Here is a 20,442-nt window from a genome sequence, read left to right on the forward strand (position 1 = left end):
ATAGCGGGTGTTGGTGGTGTGGATACACCAACGACTGTCACCCCTGGGATCGGCGAAAAGGTCCGCCCTAAAGCCTCAAATGCAGCCGAGCTTGAACGAGGAAATCTCCCTGCCGTGCTCCATGTGGATTGTTTCACAGTCCCCGTGGAGGATTCGTCTTCCGAATCAAGGCGTGCCGAACAAACCAACAAACCGGCGCAAACATGGAGCGAAGGAATCGCCCCAAAGCAGATGCTCGCGGTAACGCGCGGGATGAGCCCACAGGGCGACGGTTACGAAGGTAAGACTGAGACAGGCCCGATGCCCCAGAGCCGCAAGGTGGGGAAGAAGGTTGGAGAGGCCACCTGCTGGGAAGAAATTCCCTGGAAGCATGTGTACTCAACAACCTATCGGTGGGCGTGCCGCATTCATGCCGCTGCAAGAGCAAACGCAAACAAAGAGACAAAGATCCTGCAATCGCAAATGGCCCGCTGTTTTGCGGCGCGCCTCTACGCGGTCAGACAGGTGTGCGAAATCAATTCAGGAAGGAATAGCCCTGGCATCGACGGCGTGTGCCGCCTGACGAATCCGGAAAAGTGGGCGCTTGCGCAAAGCCTCAACTTTACAGAGCCCCACGCTCCCTTGCTCCGCAAGTGGATCCCGAAACCCGGAAAGTCAGAGCAGCGACCACTGTCCCTGCCAACGGTCAAAGACAGATGCCGCAGCAGGCTCGTCGCCCTCGTCCTTGAACCCGAGGTAGAGGCCCGACTGCATCGTGACGTGTACGGATTCCGTCCCGGGAGGTCGCAGCACGATGCGATCGCCTCGATCCGGAATTTCACAAACAAAGCCCGCAATGGTAAGTTTGTTTTGGACGCGGACATCGAAAACTTCTTCGGCTCTGTCCCTCGCGACTTTCTGATGCGCAGCCTCAAGCTGCCCCGCCCTCTCCTGCGGTTCATCCGTTCGATGCTACATGCGCCGACGATGGACAGCGGGAGGCTGATGCGCACCACCGGCATACCTCAAGGCAGTCCTCTGTCTCCCGTCCTCGCCAACCTGGTTCTCTCCGGGATGCATGAGCATGTGGAGCAGCACTTCCTGAAACTGAGGCACACTGACCAGACAACTCGCTGGAAGGTCCCAGCCATCATCGTATACGCTGATGACTTGGTGGCTCTCCACACGAGCGAAGAGGCCCTCGCACACACGCGCGACGCACTGAACGACTTCCTGCGCATCCGCGGATTGAGACTGCATCCCACGAAGACACAAGTCCGCCACACGGTGGAAAGGTCCTTCGGCAACGTTGGCTTCGACTTTCTCGGCTTCACCATCCGGTCATTCCCGGTTGGGAAGCATAAGAAGACCGCAAGCCAGTCAGGAATGCAGACCCTCATCCAACCGAGCCGCAAGAGCCTGCTCAGGCACCACGCACAACTGGCCACCATTCTGCGATACCACCGGCACTCGCCAACCCGCGATGTCATAGCCGCCCTGAACCGGAACATCCGGGCATGGAGCGCCTACTACAAAACGGAGAACGTGAGCAACGCGTTCTCGCGTGAAGACCACACCCTCTTTCAGATGTTGTGGGCCTTCATCAAGAGACGCCATCAGAAGAAGACGCCAGCCAAGGAGCTGTACGCCCTCTACTGGCCATCGGTGAATGGGCGCAAACGATTCCGTGATCCCAACGGCGGAGAACCTCTCTTGAGCCATGCAGACTTCCTAGTGGAGCCGCATATTAAGGTCCGAGGGTCACTCTCCTTCTACAACGGGGACCGGATCTATTGGGCGACCAGACGAAAGAGGATCCACGCACTCGCCAGGGCCCGGAGGAAACTCCGTGACCATGGAGAAGACGAGGTAGACACGCATCATGCTGCCGGTGTCTCTGAGACCCAGACAGCAGAGGATCTGTGGCTGCTTCACAGAGCTCGAGCTCTTGCAGAGCGAGTAACCGGGGAGCCGGATGCGGTGAAAGCCGCCCGTCCGGTTCTGAAGGAGAGGTCGGACCCGGCGACGGGCTGATCGACTCTAACACCACAACACGCGCGAGCCAGTGTCCCAACTTAGAAGGCAAGCACATCTACCAACAGAGTGACTAATCCCATGGAAGACAAAACTGCAGCAGAAGCTCTCATGACGCCGAAGGAAGCTGCACTTCATCTGAAGTGCCAGCGGCCTAACATTTATCCTCTCATCAAATCAGGCAAGCTCGTGGGCGTCAAGAAGGAGCGCATCACGATGGTCACGAAGGAATCCGTTTCGGCGCTCGCGAAGGCGCGGGGCCACAACGCTCCGGAAATCCAATCTCAGGATCTCAAGACATCGAAGCACGTGGCTGGTGAGACTGGAGATCCTGCCGCCATCAAAAAAGCGGACGTGGTGGACACGCCATCGATCAACCCCCGCGAGCCCGCCAACACCGGCGAGTCGACTCTCCAGATCACGACCATGGAGCGCAGGGTTCCCATCCGCACCATCGTGTTTGATGAAAGCGTCCAAGTGCGTGTGAACCTCGACGAGGCCACGGTCCTTGAATACTCCGAGCGGATGCGCGCCGGTGAAATGTTCCCCCCGGTCCAACTATTTGATGACAAGGGAAAGCTTTTTATCGGCGATGGATGGCATCGTTTGAAGGCCGCGAAAACGCTCAACTACGTCCATTTCCCTGCGGTTGTGAGCACCGGCGGCAGGCTCGCTGCCATCAAGTTTGCATTGTCCGCAAATGCCTCCCACGGCTTGCCGCGCAGCCAGGCGGACAAGCACAAGGCGATTGTGGTCGCAGCTCTCGAGTTTCCCAACATCAGCAACCGCGAGCTCGCGCGCCTTTGCGCCGTCAGCGAGGGATTTGTCAGAACGCACCGCACCAGTTGCGTAACAAACGCACCTGATACTCGGCTGGGTGCGGATGGGAAGCGCTATGCGTCCCGGAAGCCCAGCGGACAGCAGAAGAAAGCCGGGCTACTTGATCCCCGCGTCCGTCAGAAGGCGAACGAGGCTCAGGCGAAAAAGGTCTGCGCATTACTTGAGCGCTTAGACCTCCCCTCACTGCTTGCCATCCGCGGCACCCTTGAGTCGAAGATTGCGCTGTTCGCAGCGGAAAAGAACAGCGCCGCAGCAACACCGACCACCCCTTCGAAGAAGGTCGCATGACCACATTCCATTTTTCTCTCATGAAGGACACAAAAATCGAGTGGGCACACCACACATTCAATCCGTGGTGGGGATGCAGGAAGGTCTCCCCTGCTTGCCTGCACTGCTATGCTGAGACCTTTGCCAAACGTGTGGGACAGCCCGTGTGGGGTAGCCGCGCACCCAGGCGTTTCTTTGGCGATGCTCACTGGAACGAACCTCTCAAGTGGAACGAGGAAGCGAAGGCCAATGGTGTTCGCCGGCGCGTGTTCTGCGCCAGTATGGCGGACGTGTTTGAGAACCGCACTGACTTGAATCCCTGGCGTGAACGGCTCTGGGCATTGATCGAAGCCACACCCTGGCTCGATTGGCTCCTGCTTACGAAACGCCCCGAGAACATCGAATCCATGGTGCCTTGGAAGAATGGTTCATGGCCCCCTAACGTGTGGCTTGGAACGACCGTCGAGTCTCAGGAATACGCCGAGCAGAGGCTGCCTCATTTGCTGAAGCATGCTGCAGCGGTCCGCTTCCTTTCGTGTGAGCCGTTACTGGGGCCGGTTGACCTTTCGGCCTGGTTCCAGAAGCCGGAACTCTATCCCATCGACTGGGTAATCGTAGGAGGCGAAAGCGGTCACCACTCTCGCCCGATGTATCCGCAGTGGGCTCAGGACCTGTTGCATCAGTGTGTTGCCGCCAAGGTGCCTTTCCATTTCAAGCAGTGGGGTGATTGGAAGCCGGTTCGCAAATCCAGCGGCCGGAGGAAGACGTTGCACGATTCGGTAGATGGAAAGAGCATTATCCTGGAACGCGTCGGGAAGAAGGCAGCGGGAAGGACGTTGCTTGGCAGGACCTGGGATCAGGTTCCGAAGCCGCGGTCGTAGACCGCAGGTTCCCCGTGCTCCCTCGCACGTGAGCACCATCAGCGACTCATGACACCTACTGCCTGGAGGCCTTGAGCTTGTCTCTGAGTTCTTCTAATCGCTGTGTTTTCTTGCGCTGCGCATCGCGTTGCTGCAGCTCACTGCGACACGCGATGGAGCCAAGTACGCCGATGATGATCACATACGTCCATGTGCGCCAAACAGGACGCCTCTTCTGAGTTCCCAGGACAGCAGAGATCAACAGCAAAATGGTGCCCAGAGGGCCGAGCAAAGCTGAGAAACCTTCGGACATGGCCAATGGGGCTACTTCGATTCCAACAGCGAATCCATGGCGGCTTTCCCGAGAATCACTCCAATGCCAAAGGCGATTTCTCCGACTTCTTGGTTTGTGGTGCCAGTAGTTTCCACCAATTCATGGGCAGTCACTGCGTTCAGGGCAGCGTTGAACTTCAGGCGTAGCTTCGTATGTCCCGTGGGGCGCACGACCCCCTGCCAGAAGAGGGTGTAATCCACAACGTAGCGCTGGATGCCCTCCGCAGATGTCTTGGTGGCACCTTCCTTCCAGTCGATAGAAACATCCGTCACGCATACACTTACCCCGGAGCCGACCGGGTGGATTGCTTGGAAGAGCCCCTGGGCACCGGTAACGGTCGTGCCATCCTGTAACTTAATCGGCGAGTTCAGGTCAGCCTCCAGTCGCAACTTGAAGAGCTTCCGGAAGGACTCCTCAGATGTGATTGCTCCGTCTGTCTCTGCGGTCTCCAGTTCCGCCTCCCACTCGCCGACTTGCCGATCTGTTCCTGTCTTTGGATTTGCAGCACTGACGTATTCGCCGATTAGCTTATCTCCTCGACGCACCCCTTCCCAAGTGATGGAAAGTCCCCATAGCGGGTCGGAGGTGGTGAACTTGTAGGTATTACCGGCGCGGGATCCCTTGAGCGGCCCGCTGCCGACCAGCCACCCACTGATGGACATGTATCCTTCAAGAGCGCCGTCGGGCTTCTGCACAACGAAGAGCTTGAGCAAGCCGTCCACCCCGTGGGTGACGTTCCGGCAGGTGCCTGCGAATAATGTTGAGTCGTCCGCGCGGACGGTAAAGGCGAGTGTCAAAAGACTCACCAGCAAAAGGGCCGAACGACATGTTTTCGACTTCATGGGTAATAACCGTGTTTTAGCACCGGCTACCCAAACCTATTTGCTCTCATTTTGGAAGCAAGAGGTTTTGCTCTCAAAATCGCAGCGTGCGCAAAGCCGTCCACAGCGCCCTGTCCAAAATTTTCTGCGACCGCGTGAGGGCGCTGCGGGAGAAAGCTGGCATGACCCAACGAGACCTTGCTGAAGCCTTGGGCCGCGAGCACGGCATGGTTGCACGTATTGAGTTGGGTGAGCGCCGGGTGGATCTGGTGGAGGCATATGAGCTATTCAAAGCCCTGAAGGTCGATCCGGTCCGGGAAACGGCAGTGCTCATGAAACGGTTTGCCGAGGCCGGTTGATTTTGGCCTTGGAAAGTCTGCAGTCCTCCAACGACACCACCTGCAAAACTGACAATTGACAATTCGCGGTGGGCCTTCATCGTTACAATCGAAATGAGATCCCCTCTCAAAAACCGGCTTCTTGGCCTTCTGACGTTGCTGCTTTTTGCGGCGGGGATTTTCTATCAACCGCTCTGTTCGGCAGGGTTCATCGACTGCCCGCCGTGTCATGAGGAGTCTACCGCGGGTGGCGGTGAGGAGGAAGGTGATTGCCCGACTTGCCAGAAGTCGGCGCAGTTGGCTCATTCGACCCAGCAGCCGACGAAGTCAGTGGATGCACAGGTTGCGCTTTTCCAACTAGCCTTTGCCTTGGCTGAACAATTTGTGCTTACGGCTCCGGAGAGTCCGGTTGAGGTGCCCAAGCCTCAGACGACCGACACACCAAAGTCGCTCATTATCCGGGACATCAAGCGAAGTATCCCGATTCGCGGCCCATCGATCACGGCCTAACAGAAGCTGCCGCTAGAGCGAGCTTCTGACCTAGCGACCTGCCCCAATACAGGGGCGATGGCGCATTTTCGTGTCTTCATGCCGAGCAGTGGCAGGGCACATTTCCTCAAACCGTGATCTGTCAAAATTATGCCTCGAATCTACGTCTTCCTTACCCTTCTGCTTGCCCTGGCGCAGGCCCCTCGCATGCCCGGCGCGGCGCCTGAGCGTGCGGTGGACACTCTCGTCAAAGAGGTGCTCGCCAAGAACCCCGAGATTGCTTTCTACGAAGCGGAGATTGCTGCAGCCCGGGCCGGACGGTCTGTAGCGGGACGCCTCTCCAATCCTGAATTGAGCCTGGAAATTGGGCACAAAAGGGTATCTTCTGGCAACGGAACTTCCGAGGGGCTTGCCTACGCGACAAGCATCGTCCAGCCCATCGAATGGCCAGGCCGACTCGGGCTCCGGAAGGCCATTGCCAACCGCGACATTGCCCTGGCAGAACTTGGGCTGGAACGCTTCAAATTCCACCTCGCATCACGGGTGCGCACACTGGCGTACACGCTGGCGGCAAATCAGGATGTCTCCAAGGCTGCCAACGAAGTGGCGGATCGCTACAAGGACCTCAAGGACGTGATGGTGCAACGCGAGCCGGCGGGCATAGCCCCACAGCTCGAACTCAAGACCATCGAAGCCGCTGCCGTGGTGTCCCAATCGAAGGCCGCCAAGGCGGACATCGAGGTGCAGAAGGCATTGCTGGAGCTGAATCAGCTCATGGGTCTGCGTGCCGATTCCACCCTGACCGTCGTTCGACCGGCATTCACTCTGGGGGAACTTCCTTCTTCCGAAAAGCTGCTGCGAACCGCTGCTGAAAACAACTATGAGCTGCGAATTCGCCGCTCAGAGCTTGAGCAACAGGGCTTCAAAGTCGCCCTGGCCGAGAACGAGCGCTATCCCACCTTCACTGTCGGCCCGTATGTTTCGCAAGAACGAGCGGATGAGCGGGAGACCGTTGTCGGACTCAGCTTGTCGGTCCCTCTACCGGTGTGGAACGACGGCAAGGCGAACGTGACCACGGCGCAGGCTCGGCAGATTCAGGCTCAAGCCACGCTCAATACCGCTCAGCGGGAGATGGAAAAGCAGGTGATGGAAGCCGTCCTGCTCTTCAGATCGCATCAAAAGCGGCTGAGTCTCTGGAAGGACGATGGCATCGCCAAGTTCAGCGAGGCGGCCTCTCTTGCCGATCGCCACTACCGCCTTGGAGCAGTTCCCATCACCACATACGTCGAGCTCCAGGATAAGTATCTCGAAGCAGTTGAAGCCATCAATGAGGCACAGGCCGAAGCGCTGGAAGCGGCCCTTACACTCGAAGAGCTGACCGGAACCCCGGCAAGCCTCGTCCGTCCAGCTAAACAAAAAGCTGAATAAGCAAAACAGGACCCTCACCATGAAAATTCTAATCGCTACTCTCATTCTTTCCCTCGCCGGCATCATGACGAGCTGCACGGAATCTCAGGCCAGCAATGTGCATGCAGCCGAAGCCGCTCCTGAGAACGGCGCTCAGTTCAAGGAGGGCAAAGGTGTTGCCCTGACGGAGGTGATGGCAAAATCCATCAATCTCCAGACTGCCGAGGTGGCGGAGGAAACACTCACGCCGACGATCTCCCTTCAGCTACAGACGGTGGAACGAGGCGCCGAAGCCTGCGGATGGCTGACCGAGGAACAGGCGGCAAGCATCCGTCCTGGCATGGAAGTGGAACTTCAAGCTACCCAGCCCAAGCCTGCCACACTCAAGGGCAAGGTGACTCGGGTGGACAAGGCGGGCTTCTCAACCACCGGGGAACTGGAGGTCGCTGTAGCGCTGCCCTCGGCTTTCGATGCGGGCATCGCCTTCAGTGGCACCGTTAAGCTGCCAGAGAGCGAAGGGCACACCGCCATCGCGAAATCCGCACTTCTTTCCACCGCGGAAGGCAACTTCGTTTATGCGAAGAACGGAGAGTTCTACGTCAGGACCCCAATCAAAGTGGGAGCCGTGAGCGGCGAACATGTGGAGATAGCCGAGGGGCTCTATGCTGGCGATGAAGTTGTGACGTCGCCCGTGATGTCACTGTGGCTTGCGGAGCTGCAGGTGCTTCGTGGTGGCAAAGCATGCACATGCGGACACTGATATGCTTGGCCGTCTCATCGAGTACGCAATGCGGCAACGGGTGACCGTGCTGCTCGCCACAATCGTGTTGATCGGTGTAGGCTCATGGTCAGCGCTCAAGCTGCCCATCGATGCCGTTCCGGACATCACCAATCCGCAGGTGCAGATCAACACAGCAGTTCCGGCCCTCGCGCCTGAGGAAGTGGAGAAGCTGGTCACCTTCCCCATTGAGAGCGAGATGTCGGGCCTGCCGGACATGATGGAGCTGCGATCTCTTTCGAAGTTCGGACTCTCGCAGGTTACGATGACCTTCAAAGATGGGGTCGACCTCTATCGCATGCGGCAGCTCGTTACCGAGCGCTTGCAGGGCGTGCTGGATGAACTGCCGGAGGGGCTCAGTCCCAAGCTCGCTCCCGTAGCCACCGGCCTTGGTGAAATCTTCTACTACAGTCTAGACTATACGGAAGACGCAGAGCACAAGCCGGCGACTCGTGAAGAGCAATTGATGGCTTTGGCGCAGATCCAGGAATATCAGGTTAAGCCACTCCTGAGAGGAACGAAGGGGGTGGTCGAGGTGAATACCAGTGGGGGCTACGAGAAGCAGATCGTCATTCAACCTGACCCGGCCCGCCTCGCGTCACGCGGCCTCTCGCTCGATTCGCTTGCCGAAATCGTGGAGCAGAACACCAAGAACTCCGGCGGAGGGTATGTCGAAATTGGGGGAGAGCAGCTCATCGTCCGGGCGCCGACGCGGGTAAACACCATCGAAGAGATTGCCAGCCTGCCGCTCAAGTTTGGCGGCGGAGTGAAACCGATTCTGCTGAGTGAAGTGGCCACGGTTTCCATCGGCAGCAACTTCCGAACCGGCGCGAGCACTGACGACGGAAAAGAATCGCTGGTCGGCGCTGCCATCATGCTTGCCGGGGAGAACTCCCGACTGGTCGCAAAGGCCGTCCGTGCCCGGTTGGATGAGATTCAGGAAAAGCTCCCCCACGGAGTTGTGATCCGCCCTCTCTATGACCGCAGCGAATTGGTGAATCGCACCATTGCAACGGTAGAGAAGAATCTCGCGGAGGGTGCCCTGCTCGTGGTGGTGGTGCTTTTCCTGCTTCTGGGCAATTGGCGCGCAGCATTCATTGTCGCACTCGTCATCCCGCTTTCGATGCAGTTCGCCATATCCGGAATGGTGCAGTGGCATTTGAGCGGCAACCTCATGAGCCTCGGGGCCATCGACTTTGGCCTCATCATCGACGGGGCGGTCGTCATGGTGGAGAACATCGTCCGCCACCTCGGAGAGAGACAGCATGAGCTGGGACGAAAGCTGACCTCCGATGAACGGCGGCAGGAGGTTCTGCGCTCCGCCAGGGAGGTGGCCAATCCGATGTTCTTCGGCGTGCTCATCATCACCGTGGTGTATGTGCCTATCCTCGCGCTTCAGGGAATTGAGGGGAAGATGTTCCAGCCTATGGCTCTGGTGGTGATGCTGGCACTCGGCGGCTCCCTGGTGCTGGCCCTGTTCCTGATGCCGGTGCTTTGCTCCTACCTCCTGGGGGGCAACATCAAGGAAAAAGACAACTGGCTCGTGACAGCTACCAAGCGTGTCTATGCACCGCTCCTGAAATTTGGCCTGCGTTTCCGCCTGCTGGTGGTCCTGCCCATGGTGCTGCTCTTCTGCTCGTCCATCTGGCTCTTCACCAAAATGGGAGCGGAGTTCATCCCTCAGCTTGATGAAGGTGACTTCGCCTTTCAACTCATTCGCAGCAGCAGTGCAGGACTCTCGGCTTCGCTGGAGCTTCAGAAGCAAAGCGAGGCTGTAATCCGAAAGGAGTTCCCGGAGGTGAAGGAAATATTCTCCCGCATCGGCACAGCCGAGGTGGCTACGGATCCGATGAATCCGAATGTGGCTGACACTTACATCATGCTCAAACCGCGGGAGCAGTGGCGGCAGAAAAACGGGAAACCCATCTCGAAAGAAGAGCTGGGTGCTCTCATGCGCAAGGCTCTCCTGGATCAGGTGCCGGGGCAGAACATCCTCGTCACCCAGCCCATTCAAATGCGTTTCAATGAGATCATGGCCGGTGCGCGAGCTGACCTTGTCTGCAAAGTGTTTGGTGACAGCTATGATGAACTCGAGCGCTTGGCAGGTGAGGTGCGAACCGCAATCATGGCGGTTCCCGGAGGTGGCGAAACCGAGTTCGACAGCATTGGCAAGAACCCAATGATCGAGATCCAGCCCGACCGGGAGGCTCTCCGCAAATTCAACGTCCATGCAGATGACCTCAATCGCTTGATTGAGACGGCCCTCGCCGGCGCAGAAGTGGGCATGGTCATTGAAGGCAATCGTCGCTCTCCCATCGAGGTCAGACTGTCCGATGAACGACGCAACGATATCGCGGCGATGTCGCGGCTTCCCCTGAGAACGGAGGAGGGCAGCATGCTCACGTTGGGGCAAGTCGCAAAAATCCAGCTCGTTCCGCAACCTGTGCAAATCGCGCGGGAAGATACACAGCGAAGAGTCAGCATCCTTATCAACGTGAGAGGGCGGGATACCGAGAGTTTCGTGCAGGAAGCAACCCGTGCCATCCACGAGAAAGTGAAGTTCCCGGACGGCTACTACTTCGAATTCGGCGGGCAGTTCAAGAATCTCGTGGAAGCCAGAGAGCGACTCCTCGTGGTCGTGCCAATGGCGTTGGCGCTCATCTTTGCCCTCATCTTCCTGTCCTTCGGCTCTCTCCGGCAGGCGGCCTTGATCTTCACCTGCGTGCCACTGGCTGTCACGGGTGGGATTTTCGCTCTCTACCTCAGAGGCATGCCTTTCACCATTTCGGCAGCCGTGGGGTTCATTGCCCTCAGCGGTATTGCCGTCTTGAACGGCATCATGCTGATTAGCTTCATCAACCAGCTTCGGACGCAAGGTTTGTCTCTTCGCGATGCCGTCGTTGAAGGGACTCTCACCCGTCTCCGGCCCAAACTGATGACCGCCTTTGTGGCCTCACTAGGCTTCGTTCCCATGGCCATCGCGACCGGCGCAGGAGCGGAAGTGCAGCGGCCCATCGCTACTGTGGTCATCGGCGGCATCATCACCTCGACTTTCCTCACCCTGCTCGTCGTGCCTGTGCTCTACGAGTGGATCGAGAGAAACACCAACCCGAAACCGAAATCAGAACCCGAAATCCGAACCTTATGAAAAAGCTACTGCTCTCCTTCGCCATGCTTGCCCTGGTCATCTCACCTGCGCTGGCGGACAAACACGTAAAGGCGGGCCCACGCAAAGGCCTCATCATGGAACTTCAGGGAAAGAATGCGGAGTTCTTTGTGGAGAAGGATCATACCGTGAGCATCGCATTCTATGATGCTTCAGGAAAAGCCCTCACCCCATCTGACGAGGTGGTGACCGCTACTGCTGAAGCTCCTTCCGGGAAGGCAAAGCTGGAGTTCGAGAAGAAAGGAAATCTCCTTGTCTCCAAAGCCCCGCTGCCTTCAGGCGATGGCTATCAAGTAGTGGTGCAGGCGAAGGCCAGCGCAGATGCGAAGTCCAAGAACTTCCGGGTCAAGCTGCAACTTCACACCTGCGCTGGGTGCAGCAACCCCGAGTATGCCTGTACCTGTGATGAATAGGTTTTGAGAAGTGCAGCCGTCGCCATCATGCCGTCGGCGGCTGCATGTCCGTCCCCCCCTGTCCTCTGGGCATTCCAGCAACTCTCCCTGAACATCTTGAGCATTTCTCGCTGAAGTCGGACAAACAATAGTACGAAAGGAAGCCATGAACTCATATCCAAGATGTCAAATCTTGATGTGGCTGACGATTGCCACCCTTGGTATCGGAGGACACTCAAACAAAGCATTGGCCCTGCCTCCGTCTTCGAGGACCTCTGATGGTACGATTGAAGATGTATGCACCACATGCAAGGCGGTCACCTTCAAGGATTCCAAAACGCAAAAGGCGTATTTTTTGGAGGTGACTCCACGCACAAAAATCTACTCCAACGGTATGGTATTGCCTTTTAGTTCGTTACAGCCCGGCACTGAAGCAAGAGTGACGCGAAAGCATCCTCTGTTCACACCGGCCTCGGCCAAGCGAATCTCAATCGATGGCCGTCCGAACGTTGATGCACGAACGAATGCTATAGGATCATCCAGCAAATGACATTGAACAAACTTGACGCCTTCACCGTCTGACAGCAGACTCTCGATAGCTAATGCGCAAACTCTGGCAGCTCACAGCTTTGCTTATGCTGGTACTATTTGTACCAGCATCGGGGCATTGCCTGTCCCCCGCTGGTGGGATTTTTGGCCTGCTGCCCTCGCTCGAAACGGATGCTGATCGCTCGCATGCAGAGCATTCCGAGAACGAGCCGGGGCACAATGAGAGTCAGCATGACTGCCCGACCAACAGTCTGCCAAAATCAACGTTACCTGTTCAGGTTCTGGCGCCAGCAGCTCCTTGCGAAGACATGCTGGCCATCTTTGCACTCTTGCAGCGTCTCGCTAATGAAGCGTTGCTGACCGAACAGGCCTCGTTGCCTGATACAGATGTTGATACCACGGCACTCACTAGTTCGTGGATCTTCACTTCGCGAGCGGCATTGCCTGCTCGCTGGCCATCAGAATTGGCCTGATCCCTGAGCGTCGCGGCTCCCTCACCTGAGGGGATTTGCCAACGCTCACCCATGAATACTCCGTAAGGCGGACTGCCTTCACGTGGAGTCACATCTGCGCCTTTTCGGCGAAGCCATGCTCATGGCGCTAGCAATTGCACTCACCATTCACTCAACGCGTTTCTCTTATGTTTCGGTTATTCTCTTTCCTCGCTGCGCTATCCATTGCCGGGCAGCTCTCAGCCCTGACGGTCAGCATCGATGGCATTCCCACTCGTGTACGCTCATCGAACCCGGACTTGGCCGCAGCGCGGCTTCGAATCGAAGAAGCCAAAGGCCGACTGCTCGGGGCCGGCCGTCTTTCCAATCCTGAAGCAGGGGCAGCATTCAAACACGACAAGAGATTTGAGGAAGGCACGGTCGAATTGTCTTTTGATCAAAGGTTCCCCGTTACAGCGCGTCTCCGACTCGAAAAGGTGCTCTCTGCGAAGCTGGTAGAAGCCGCCGAACTCGAAGTGCGTGACCGCGAAAGACTAACGATTGCGGAAGCGCAAGTCCTGGCGGTCAAGCTACTGGCCATTGATCAGCAGGCCGCTCTCCGCACGCAACAGGTTCAGCTTGCCAACAAACTCTCTACATTCGCAACGGATCGTGCGGCCAAGGGTGAAATCTCAGCGCTCGATGCAGCGCAGGCTCAAGTGGACAGCCAGCGCCTCCTCCTGGAGAGCAAAAAGCTGGAAGCCGAGCGCGTTGGTTTGGTAGGTGAATTGAAGCCGAAACTCGGGGTGTCAGCGACGGGCAACCTCGAAGTGACTGGGCCGCTTCCCAAAACAGCCTTGCCCAGCACGATTCCGTGGCAGCGCCGTGCTGACTACCAACTCTCATTGGTCAATGAACAAGCCTCTCTCATGGAGGTGGACCTCGCACGAGCCAAGAAGTGGGACGACGTCACCGCAGGCGTGATGTGGGAAGGAGAGCGCATGGAAGACGCTCCTGAAGGACTGGAGCGCACCGGCTTTTTTGGCTTCCGAGTCTCCATCCCGCTTCCGTTCTGGAACAAGAACCAGGGTGAGATCGCGGAGAAGACCGCTTCTGCCACAAGAGCAGTGCTCGAAACGAAAGCCTTGGCTTCCGACATCACCAATCAAGCGGCAGCTGCACGGGCGGATATGGCCGCCAACGCAAAACTCGCCACAGACACCAAGGACACCCTCCTTCCTCTCGTGCTTGAGCAGACCAGCAAGCTCGAAAAGGCATACGAGCAAGGACAAGTGGACCTCTTTACGGTTCTTCGTGCCCGCGAGCAGCGCCTTCAGCTTGAGGTCGCAGTGATCGACGCAACACGAGACTTCCACCTTGCCCGCATCAGGTACGAGTCCGCCACCGGCAAGCATGCTCCGGCAACTCTTAAACCCGCTTCCAGTTCGAAGTGAACTCCCGGCAAAATCTCTCCCATGTCATGAAAATCTCGCGATACCACATCATCATCATTGGTCTGCTTGCTGCAGTGTGCAGCGTTCAAGCCGTCGACACTAAACGTGCTGCAGCAACCGTCGTCCTAGACGATACGGGCGTGAAGAACCTCCGCATCGAGACGGTTGAGGTAGAAGAAACCGACTTCGAACAGACTGTGTTCGCTCTTGGAAGAGTCGAACACATACCGATTCGTGCGGGAGCGGTGAGCAGCCGCATTTCTGGAAGGGTCATCGATCTGAAAGTCAGTGTTGGCGACGCGGTCAAAAAAGGTCAGGAAGTGGCCCGCGTCGAGAGCAGGCAGCCCGGCGATCCTCCGCCGGTGGTTCCGCTCCTGGCTCCTCTTGACGGACTGGTCACTGAAAGCTCGGTGCGGATTGGCCAACCGGTAGAGCCTGAAAATGCCCTACTGGAAATTACCGACCTTTCCGAAGTGTATGCCATCGCCCGGGTGCCAGAGCATCAGGCTGGCAAGATGAAACCCGGCACCATTGCGCACATCAAGGTTACGGCGCTCCCTCAGGAGAAGTTCGATGGCGAGTTGCTGCGCTTTGGCACGACCGCCGATAAGGCGAGTGGCACCATAGACGCCATCTTTCGTCTACCGAATCCCACGGGGCTGCTGCGTCCGGGCATGCGCGCAGAGTTCAGCATTGTGATGAGCAAACGCGCCAATGTGGTGAGCATACCGCGTGCCTCTTTGCAAGGTGAAGCGAGTAACCGCTTCGTCTATGTGAAGGACTTCGACCTTCCCAACGCGTTTGTGAAAACTCCTGTCACGGTCGGCGAGATCAATGATCGTTTCGTGGAAGTCACCAACGGCCTGTTGCCGGCTGACGAGGTGGTGACGCGGGGAGCCTATTCCCTCTCCTTTGCGGGAGCCAGCAGCGTCTCTCTCAAAGAAGCGCTTGATGCCGCACATGGACATGAACATGCGGCAGATGGATCAGAGCTGACCCCGGAAAAGCTCGCAGAGGCGGAAGCCAAGAAGAAGGGCACGGCTGGCGGGCACGGCCACGAGGAGGGAGCCAGTCCGATGTGGAAGTACGCCAGCGGTGTTCTGCTGGTCTTGCTACTCATCTCCGTTTTCACAAAATCTCGTGGCTCACGCGATAGCGATGAAGCTCCCGCCAAGCCTGCTGGAAAGGAGGCTGCATAGTCCATGCTCAATAGAATGATCCATTGGGCGCTCGCTAACCGCGCGCTCGTATTCGGAGCTTCGCTCGTGCTCATGGTGCTTGGGCTTCGCACCGCAGTGCAGTTGCCTGTTGAGGTGCTTCCGGACCTTACGAAACCCACCGTAATCATCCTGACGGAAGCGCCTGGTCTTGCCCCGGAAGAAGTAGAAACTCGCGTCACTCAGCCAATCGAAAGCGCTCTTATGGGCGTGGCCGGGCTCACTCGCGTGCGCTCGAACTCTGACGTGGCGCTGTCGCTCGTCTATGTGGAGTTTGGCTGGGAGACGGACATCTACAAAGCGCGCATACTCGTGCAGGAGCGGTTGCAGGGCGTGCGTGAGCAGCTGCCTGAGGGTGTGCAGCCGTTCATGACGCCTGTTGCTTCCCTCATGGGAGAAATCCTGCTCGTCGGCGTGCGCAGCACGGTGAAAGAAGGTGAACCTGGTTACTTGCCCCCGCGTGAAGTCCGCTCGCTTGCTGATTGGACGATAAAGCGCCGTCTGCAAAGCATCTCCGGCATTGCGGAGATCCTCAACATGGGCGGCGGTGTCAAGCAGATCGAAATCCAGCCGGATCCTTACAAGATGCAGGCTAACGGAATCAGCTTCGACGAGCTTGAAGAAGCAGCGAGCGAAGCCGCTAACAATACCACGGGTGGATTCATCAATACCGGGCCCACGGAAATCATGGTGCGCAATCTCGCTATGACGGTGGAGTTGGACGACATCGCACGTACGCCGATCAAGAAGATCAACGACCGACCGATTTCAATCGGTGACGTGGCAGATGTTGTCTGGGGCATTGAGCCGATGCGCGGTGATGCCACTGTCAGCCAGTCGCCTGAGACTTCGCCTACCTACGGAGTCATCATGTCGATCACCAAGGCTCCCGGATTTGATACCCGAAAGCTCACCGAGCAGGTCAAAGCCGCACTTGAGGAGCTGAAGCCTACGTTCCCAAAAGGAGTGGAGACTACGCTTCTGTTCCAACAGAAGGACTTCATCGATCACGCCATCGGCAACCTGACGGAGGCCATTCGCGATGGTGCCATCATGGTGACCATCGTGCTCTTCCTCTTCCTGATGAACTTCCGCACGACGTTCATCACGCTCATGGCCATGCCGCTTTCCTTTGGCATCACCATGCTGGTGTTCAAATGGTTTGGAATCAGTGTGAACTCGATGACGCTTGGCGGTCTCGCCGTGGCCATCGGCATGGTTGTGGATGATGCCATTGTAGACGTTGAGAACGTCTTCCGAAGACTGCGTGAGAATGCAGCTCGCGAGAAACCGCACCCCCGGTTGCAGGTCATCGCCAATGCATCGGGTGAAGTGCGAAACTCCATCCTCTACGCGACGGTGCTCATCATCCTGGTGTTCCTGCCGCTGCTTGGGCTCACCGGCGTTGAGGGCAAGCTATTTGCCCCCATCGCGGTAGCCACGATCATCTCAATGGTCGCGTCCTTCATTGTGTCGCTGACGGCTATTCCCGTTCTGTGCTCCATGCTCCTGAATCCAAAGGAAGGCCACGAACACAAGGATGGATTTATCACGAGGGGGATGAAGTGGCTGCTGGAGAATACTTTGCTCAAGTTCGGCCTCAACCAGCCATACCTCATGCTGGGCATCGTGTTGATGATGGTAATCGGGGCATTCTCTCTCTACCCGAGAATGAACAAGGACTTCCTGCCGAAATTCCAGGAGGAGACTGCGTTGGTGGCTGCGACTGCCGCGCCCGGGACCTCATTGGAAGAGATGAACAAGATCTCCGATGTTCTGGAACAGCAGATATTGTCCGTACCTGAGGTGCGGAAAGTCGGGCGGCGTCTGGGGCGTGCTGAGCGCGGGGACCATGTGGTGCCTGTATCCACGGCCGAGTTTGACGTGGACTTCCGTGAACTGGAAGGGGAGCACAAAAGCAAAGGCCGCAGTCGCAAAGACATCCTGGCTGATATTAACCAGAAGGTGCGCTCTGTTCCCGGCGTCTTTGCCGTTGTCAGTGGTCCACTTGCTGACCGCATCGGCCACATGATGAGCGGCGTCTCCGCCCCTGTGGCAGTGAAAGTTTTTGGTCCGGACCTCGACAAGCTGCGTCAGATAGGCATCGAAATTCAGAAGGTCGCCAAAGGCATTCCTGGATTCGAAGATTGCAAGCTCGACCAGACCTCCAGCATTCCGCAGCTCCGTATCGAGGCTGACCGGGATCGTGCCAAAGCATACGGCATCGCGGCCGGAAAGCTCAACGATCAGCTCTCGGCGCTTATCGGTGGCAAAGAGGTGGCAGAACTCCGTGAGGGGCAGCGAGCGGTCAACCTTGTGACACGCCTACCTCTGGAATGGCGGGATTCTCCTGACAAGATCGCCGAACTGCCGGTAGAGACCGAGGAAGGACAGCGCATCCCGCTTTCTCTCGTTGCCGACGTGCGCGAGGCAAAGGGGCCCAACGTTATCTTCCGCGAGAATTCTCAGCGGCGCTTCGCTCTTGCGATCAAGCCGACGGTGCAGGATGTGACCAATCTGGTTACCCGTCTGCGCGATGAGGTGACTGCGCAGGTACAGTTCCCCGAGGGCTACTTCGTTACTTACGAAGGAGAGTTCCAGGCACAGAAGGAAGCGACGCAGCGTATCGCGATCTTCACGGCTGTGGTCCTCGGCATCATTGCCTTCCTGCTCTACGGCTACTTCCGCACGCCATTCTTCGCGTTTCAGGTGTTGTGCGACATCCCGCTGGCTCTGGTGGGCGGTCTCGTATTCACTTACTTCAAGCTGAACAACATCAGCATTGCCACGCTGGTGGGCTTTATCGCCGTAGCTGGTGTGGCTGCTCGAAACAGCATCATGCTGCTGAGCCACTACCTGCACCTGATGCAGCACGAAGGTGAGAGCTTCAGCAAGAAGATGGTGATTCGCGGCACCAAGGAACGGCTTGTACCCGTTCTTATGACTGCACTCGCGGCCGGCATCGGGCTTATCCCGCTTGTGTTGGCTGCAGACCAGCCGGGCAAGGAAATCCTGCATCCTGTGGCAGTAGTTATCGTCGGCGGCTTGGTGACGAGCACCATCCTGGGGCTCGGCGTCACGCCCACTGTCTTCTACACCTTCGGACGCAAGGCGGCTGACAAGGCAATCCAGAATGAGGCCCCAGCTTCACACTAGTCATATGAATTTCCAACGCGGTACCGGCATCCAACGCCGTGCCGTCGAGGCAAAACGACAAAGAACACAAACCAAACAAGGTAACTAAGACCATGAAACGACACATTATCACTACGCTTCTCACGCTTGCACTTGGGTTCACCCTGAGTGCTGCTGACAAGGACAAGCACGATCATGACCATGGCGCCAAGGCTGGCCCCACTGGAGGCAAACTCATCACAGAGATTGAGCCACACGCTGAGTTCTTCGTAAACAAAGACAAAAAGGTGGAAATCCGATTTGTGGATGATGACAACAAGGTGGTACCGCCCGCGGCTCAGACCGTCAATGTCACGTTGGGTGACCGGTCCGCCCCAACAAAACTCACCTTCACCAAAGAGGGTGACAAGCTCATCAGCGACAAGGCGATCCCGGCTGGCAACGATCTTCCGACCGTGGTGCAGATCAAAGCCACTCCCGATGCCAAGTCTGTGACGGAGAAGTTCAATCTGAACCTCAACGATTGCCCCACCTGCAAGAACAAGGAATACGCCTGCACCTGCGAGCACGGCGATGACCACAAGCACGAGAAGAAATAGTGCTTTGATGACCTGCAGCCCGGCTGCCTCAGGCACCGGGCTGCAGGTAATGCCCATTTCCACCATGAAGCGATTGCTGACCTTCGTTTTGCTAACCTTGTTTACCCAAGGCATTCCGTCTGCATTCGCAGACCATGCCGTTCGGGTTGAAGTCAAACTCTCTACGTCGCATGATGATCCCAAGAACAGCCAGGCAGAAGTGGTGAACAAGCAGATGACGGTAGTCCTCGCTGGCAGTGCGAAATCGGGAGGAGACAAGCTGACCGTCAAAGCACGTTTCTACGCGGACGACCTCAAGACCGACCAGCTTGTTGTGGAGAAGGAATTGCAGACGGAAACAACACTCATGAGTGGCAGGGTTGAGGTACCGCTAACTGCTGTCACCTTTAACTTCACACCCGCCCACGCAAAGAGCACGGGGACTGGAAGAAGAGCAAAGTCAGTGCGGGTTCCGGCAAGCGGCAGGCGCTACCACGGCTGGGTTGTTGAGGTGCTCAAAGGTAGTGAAGTGGTCGGTCAGGCGGCGAGCCATCCATCCCTTGTTGAGTCCCGGAACCAATAGAAAGGCGCAAAGGTTCAAAAGTGAATCCCTCTACCGATTCGAGTTCGTCAAAAAGGAAGAAACGAAAGTACACAGGTTGGCGACGTGGACGGATCCTAGTCACTCGCATTGTCGCCACGGTACTGTTCGCAGGATTGTTTGTAATCACTCATCCAACGGAACTGCATGGAATGAAAGATCTTCTGATGGCCGTGTTTGGATTGTATCTCGTACTTGCGAGCATCAAGGGGCGCATCTGGTGCATGCTCTACATTGGAGGAAGGAAGACCGAGACATTGGTCGTCGACGGTCCATATGCCCGGAGCCGAAATCCGCTCTACTACTACAGTGCAATGGGAGTCGTTGGGATCTCCTTCGCGTCTGGGATGTTGAGCATCGTAGCCGTCATGAGCCTCTTGTTCGCTGCCTCTTACCCGTTCGTGATTTGGGAAGAAGAGAAGCGACTGCTGAGCATTCACGGCGAGAGATACAGGCGCTATTGCGAAATGGTGCCTCGCTTTTGGCCTCGCAGAGATGTGCGCGGGGAGAATCGAAGACACGAGTTTGTGCCAAGCTTGTTTCACAAGGCGTTCTGGGACGCGGTCGGATTTCTGGTCGGCTGGCTTCTTGTCGCCGGCACGCATTTTATGCACGCCATCGAGTCTCTTCCAAGATGGATGCGGTTTGTATGACGTCGTAGAGATTCAACATTCAATGAACGGGAGGAAAAATGAGCGGAGAACATCATAGTGAAGAATCAAGTCACGGTGGCTGCGACGGATGCCACGGCGATAGCAGGCTTCCACAGGGG

The 20,442-nt window shown here is 57.2% G+C and carries 18 protein-coding genes and 1 pseudogene; 17 read left to right on the forward strand and 2 right to left on the reverse strand.

Annotated features, from left to right (window positions below; genetic code table 11):
* Window positions 1-300: 300 nt before the first annotated feature.
* The 4 genes and pseudogenes from DES53_RS34085 to DES53_RS24860 all read left to right on the forward strand — a co-directional run.
* A pseudogene (locus DES53_RS34085) lies at window positions 301-585 on the forward strand (reverse transcriptase N-terminal domain-containing protein); the annotation flags it as partial.
* Window positions 586-621: 36 nt separating this feature from the next.
* On the forward strand, window positions 622-2,013 hold the full coding sequence (locus DES53_RS24850) for a reverse transcriptase domain-containing protein (protein ID WP_245958256.1): 1,392 nt from the start codon (window positions 622-624) through the stop codon (window positions 2,011-2,013).
* An 81-nt stretch (window positions 2,014-2,094) separates the two neighbouring features.
* Window positions 2,095-3,141, forward strand: a complete 1,047-nt coding sequence (locus tag DES53_RS24855) for a helix-turn-helix domain-containing protein (RefSeq protein ID WP_113961037.1) — start codon at window positions 2,095-2,097, stop codon at window positions 3,139-3,141.
* A 20-nt stretch (window positions 3,142-3,161) separates the two neighbouring features.
* Window positions 3,162-4,001, forward strand: a complete 840-nt coding sequence (locus DES53_RS24860) for a phage Gp37/Gp68 family protein (RefSeq protein ID WP_211325675.1) — start codon at window positions 3,162-3,164, stop codon at window positions 3,999-4,001.
* A gap of 55 nt (window positions 4,002-4,056) precedes the next feature.
* On the opposite strand, the gene DES53_RS24865 is transcribed toward DES53_RS24860, so the two are convergent.
* The gene (locus DES53_RS24865; protein ID WP_113961039.1) at window positions 4,057-4,293 is read right to left on the reverse strand and encodes a hypothetical protein; all 237 of its coding nucleotides are present in this window, start codon (window positions 4,291-4,293) and stop codon (window positions 4,057-4,059) included.
* Between the two features lie 11 nt (window positions 4,294-4,304).
* A complete protein-coding gene (locus tag DES53_RS24870; protein WP_147263597.1) occupies window positions 4,305-5,156 on the reverse strand; it encodes a hypothetical protein in 852 nt (283 codons plus the stop codon).
* A 134-nt stretch (window positions 5,157-5,290) separates the two neighbouring features.
* On the opposite strand from DES53_RS24870, the gene DES53_RS24875 reads away from it, so the two are divergent.
* The 13 genes from DES53_RS24875 (at window position 5,291) to DES53_RS24930 (ending at window position 20,323) form a co-directional block, all read left to right on the forward strand.
* A complete protein-coding gene (locus DES53_RS24875; RefSeq protein ID WP_281270205.1) occupies window positions 5,291-5,494 on the forward strand; it encodes a helix-turn-helix domain-containing protein in 204 nt (67 codons plus the stop codon).
* 93 nt (window positions 5,495-5,587) lie between these two features.
* On the forward strand, window positions 5,588-5,983 hold the full coding sequence (locus DES53_RS24880) for a hypothetical protein (protein WP_113961042.1): 396 nt from the start codon (window positions 5,588-5,590) through the stop codon (window positions 5,981-5,983).
* A gap of 129 nt (window positions 5,984-6,112) precedes the next feature.
* Window positions 6,113-7,390, forward strand: coding sequence for a TolC family protein (locus tag DES53_RS24885; protein ID WP_113961043.1), 1,278 nt, complete (start codon window positions 6,113-6,115; stop codon window positions 7,388-7,390).
* A gap of 19 nt (window positions 7,391-7,409) precedes the next feature.
* Entirely contained in the window at window positions 7,410-8,129 is a 720-nt protein-coding gene (locus tag DES53_RS24890; protein ID WP_113961044.1) for an efflux RND transporter periplasmic adaptor subunit, read from the forward strand.
* Window position 8,130: 1 nt separating this feature from the next.
* The gene (locus DES53_RS24895) at window positions 8,131-11,295 is read left to right on the forward strand and encodes an efflux RND transporter permease subunit (RefSeq protein WP_113961045.1); all 3,165 of its coding nucleotides are present in this window, start codon (window positions 8,131-8,133) and stop codon (window positions 11,293-11,295) included.
* Between the two features lie 23 nt (window positions 11,296-11,318).
* Window positions 11,319-11,726 (forward strand): hypothetical protein, encoded by a 408-nt coding sequence (locus DES53_RS24900; RefSeq protein WP_211325676.1) that lies wholly within the window; start codon window positions 11,319-11,321, stop codon window positions 11,724-11,726.
* Window positions 11,727-12,307: 581 nt separating this feature from the next.
* Window positions 12,308-12,727 (forward strand): hypothetical protein, encoded by a 420-nt coding sequence (locus DES53_RS32575; protein ID WP_147263599.1) that lies wholly within the window; start codon window positions 12,308-12,310, stop codon window positions 12,725-12,727.
* Window positions 12,728-12,894: 167 nt separating this feature from the next.
* Window positions 12,895-14,139, forward strand: coding sequence for a TolC family protein (locus tag DES53_RS24905; RefSeq protein ID WP_113961047.1), 1,245 nt, complete (start codon window positions 12,895-12,897; stop codon window positions 14,137-14,139).
* Between the two features lie 26 nt (window positions 14,140-14,165).
* The gene (locus DES53_RS24910; RefSeq protein ID WP_147263600.1) at window positions 14,166-15,338 is read left to right on the forward strand and encodes an efflux RND transporter periplasmic adaptor subunit; all 1,173 of its coding nucleotides are present in this window, start codon (window positions 14,166-14,168) and stop codon (window positions 15,336-15,338) included.
* 3 nt (window positions 15,339-15,341) lie between these two features.
* On the forward strand, window positions 15,342-18,512 hold the full coding sequence (locus tag DES53_RS24915) for an efflux RND transporter permease subunit (protein ID WP_113961049.1): 3,171 nt from the start codon (window positions 15,342-15,344) through the stop codon (window positions 18,510-18,512).
* A gap of 92 nt (window positions 18,513-18,604) precedes the next feature.
* On the forward strand, window positions 18,605-19,090 hold the full coding sequence (locus DES53_RS24920; RefSeq protein ID WP_147263601.1) for a hypothetical protein: 486 nt from the start codon (window positions 18,605-18,607) through the stop codon (window positions 19,088-19,090).
* Between the two features lie 64 nt (window positions 19,091-19,154).
* A complete protein-coding gene (locus tag DES53_RS24925) occupies window positions 19,155-19,652 on the forward strand; it encodes a hypothetical protein (protein WP_147263602.1) in 498 nt (165 codons plus the stop codon).
* 170 nt (window positions 19,653-19,822) lie between these two features.
* On the forward strand, window positions 19,823-20,323 hold the full coding sequence (locus DES53_RS24930; RefSeq protein ID WP_113961052.1) for a methyltransferase family protein: 501 nt from the start codon (window positions 19,823-19,825) through the stop codon (window positions 20,321-20,323).
* The last annotated feature ends 119 nt before the right edge of the window (window positions 20,324-20,442 follow it).

Origin of the sequence: Roseimicrobium gellanilyticum (assembly GCF_003315205.1) — a bacterium.
Lineage (GTDB): Bacteria > Verrucomicrobiota > Verrucomicrobiia > Verrucomicrobiales > Verrucomicrobiaceae > Roseimicrobium > Roseimicrobium gellanilyticum.

What these genes read in the sequence shown, in the direction of transcription:
- DES53_RS32575 (WP_147263599.1), top strand. Translation starts at nt 12,308, where the DNA reads ATGCGCAAACTCTGGCAGCTCACAGCTTTGCTTATGCTGGTACTATTT.
- DES53_RS24900 (WP_211325676.1), top strand. Translation starts at nt 11,319, where the DNA reads ATGCTTGCCCTGGTCATCTCACCTGCGCTGGCGGACAAACACGTAAAG.
- DES53_RS24870 (WP_147263597.1), bottom strand. Translation starts at nt 5,156, where the DNA reads ATGAAGTCGAAAACATGTCGTTCGGCCCTTTTGCTGGTGAGTCTTTTG.
- DES53_RS24895 (WP_113961045.1), top strand. Translation starts at nt 8,131, where the DNA reads ATGCTTGGCCGTCTCATCGAGTACGCAATGCGGCAACGGGTGACCGTG.
- DES53_RS24860 (WP_211325675.1), top strand. Translation starts at nt 3,162, where the DNA reads ATGAAGGACACAAAAATCGAGTGGGCACACCACACATTCAATCCGTGG.
- DES53_RS24915 (WP_113961049.1), top strand. Translation starts at nt 15,342, where the DNA reads ATGCTCAATAGAATGATCCATTGGGCGCTCGCTAACCGCGCGCTCGTA.
- DES53_RS24885 (WP_113961043.1), top strand. Translation starts at nt 6,113, where the DNA reads ATGCCTCGAATCTACGTCTTCCTTACCCTTCTGCTTGCCCTGGCGCAG.
- DES53_RS24920 (WP_147263601.1), top strand. Translation starts at nt 18,605, where the DNA reads ATGAAACGACACATTATCACTACGCTTCTCACGCTTGCACTTGGGTTC.
- DES53_RS24910 (WP_147263600.1), top strand. Translation starts at nt 14,166, where the DNA reads ATGAAAATCTCGCGATACCACATCATCATCATTGGTCTGCTTGCTGCA.
- DES53_RS24880 (WP_113961042.1), top strand. Translation starts at nt 5,588, where the DNA reads ATGAGATCCCCTCTCAAAAACCGGCTTCTTGGCCTTCTGACGTTGCTG.
- DES53_RS24930 (WP_113961052.1), top strand. Translation starts at nt 19,823, where the DNA reads ATGAAAGATCTTCTGATGGCCGTGTTTGGATTGTATCTCGTACTTGCG.
- DES53_RS24865 (WP_113961039.1), bottom strand. Translation starts at nt 4,293, where the DNA reads ATGTCCGAAGGTTTCTCAGCTTTGCTCGGCCCTCTGGGCACCATTTTG.
- DES53_RS24925 (WP_147263602.1), top strand. Translation starts at nt 19,155, where the DNA reads ATGAAGCGATTGCTGACCTTCGTTTTGCTAACCTTGTTTACCCAAGGC.
- DES53_RS24890 (WP_113961044.1), top strand. Translation starts at nt 7,410, where the DNA reads ATGAAAATTCTAATCGCTACTCTCATTCTTTCCCTCGCCGGCATCATG.
- DES53_RS24905 (WP_113961047.1), top strand. Translation starts at nt 12,895, where the DNA reads ATGTTTCGGTTATTCTCTTTCCTCGCTGCGCTATCCATTGCCGGGCAG.
- DES53_RS24855 (WP_113961037.1), top strand. Translation starts at nt 2,095, where the DNA reads ATGGAAGACAAAACTGCAGCAGAAGCTCTCATGACGCCGAAGGAAGCT.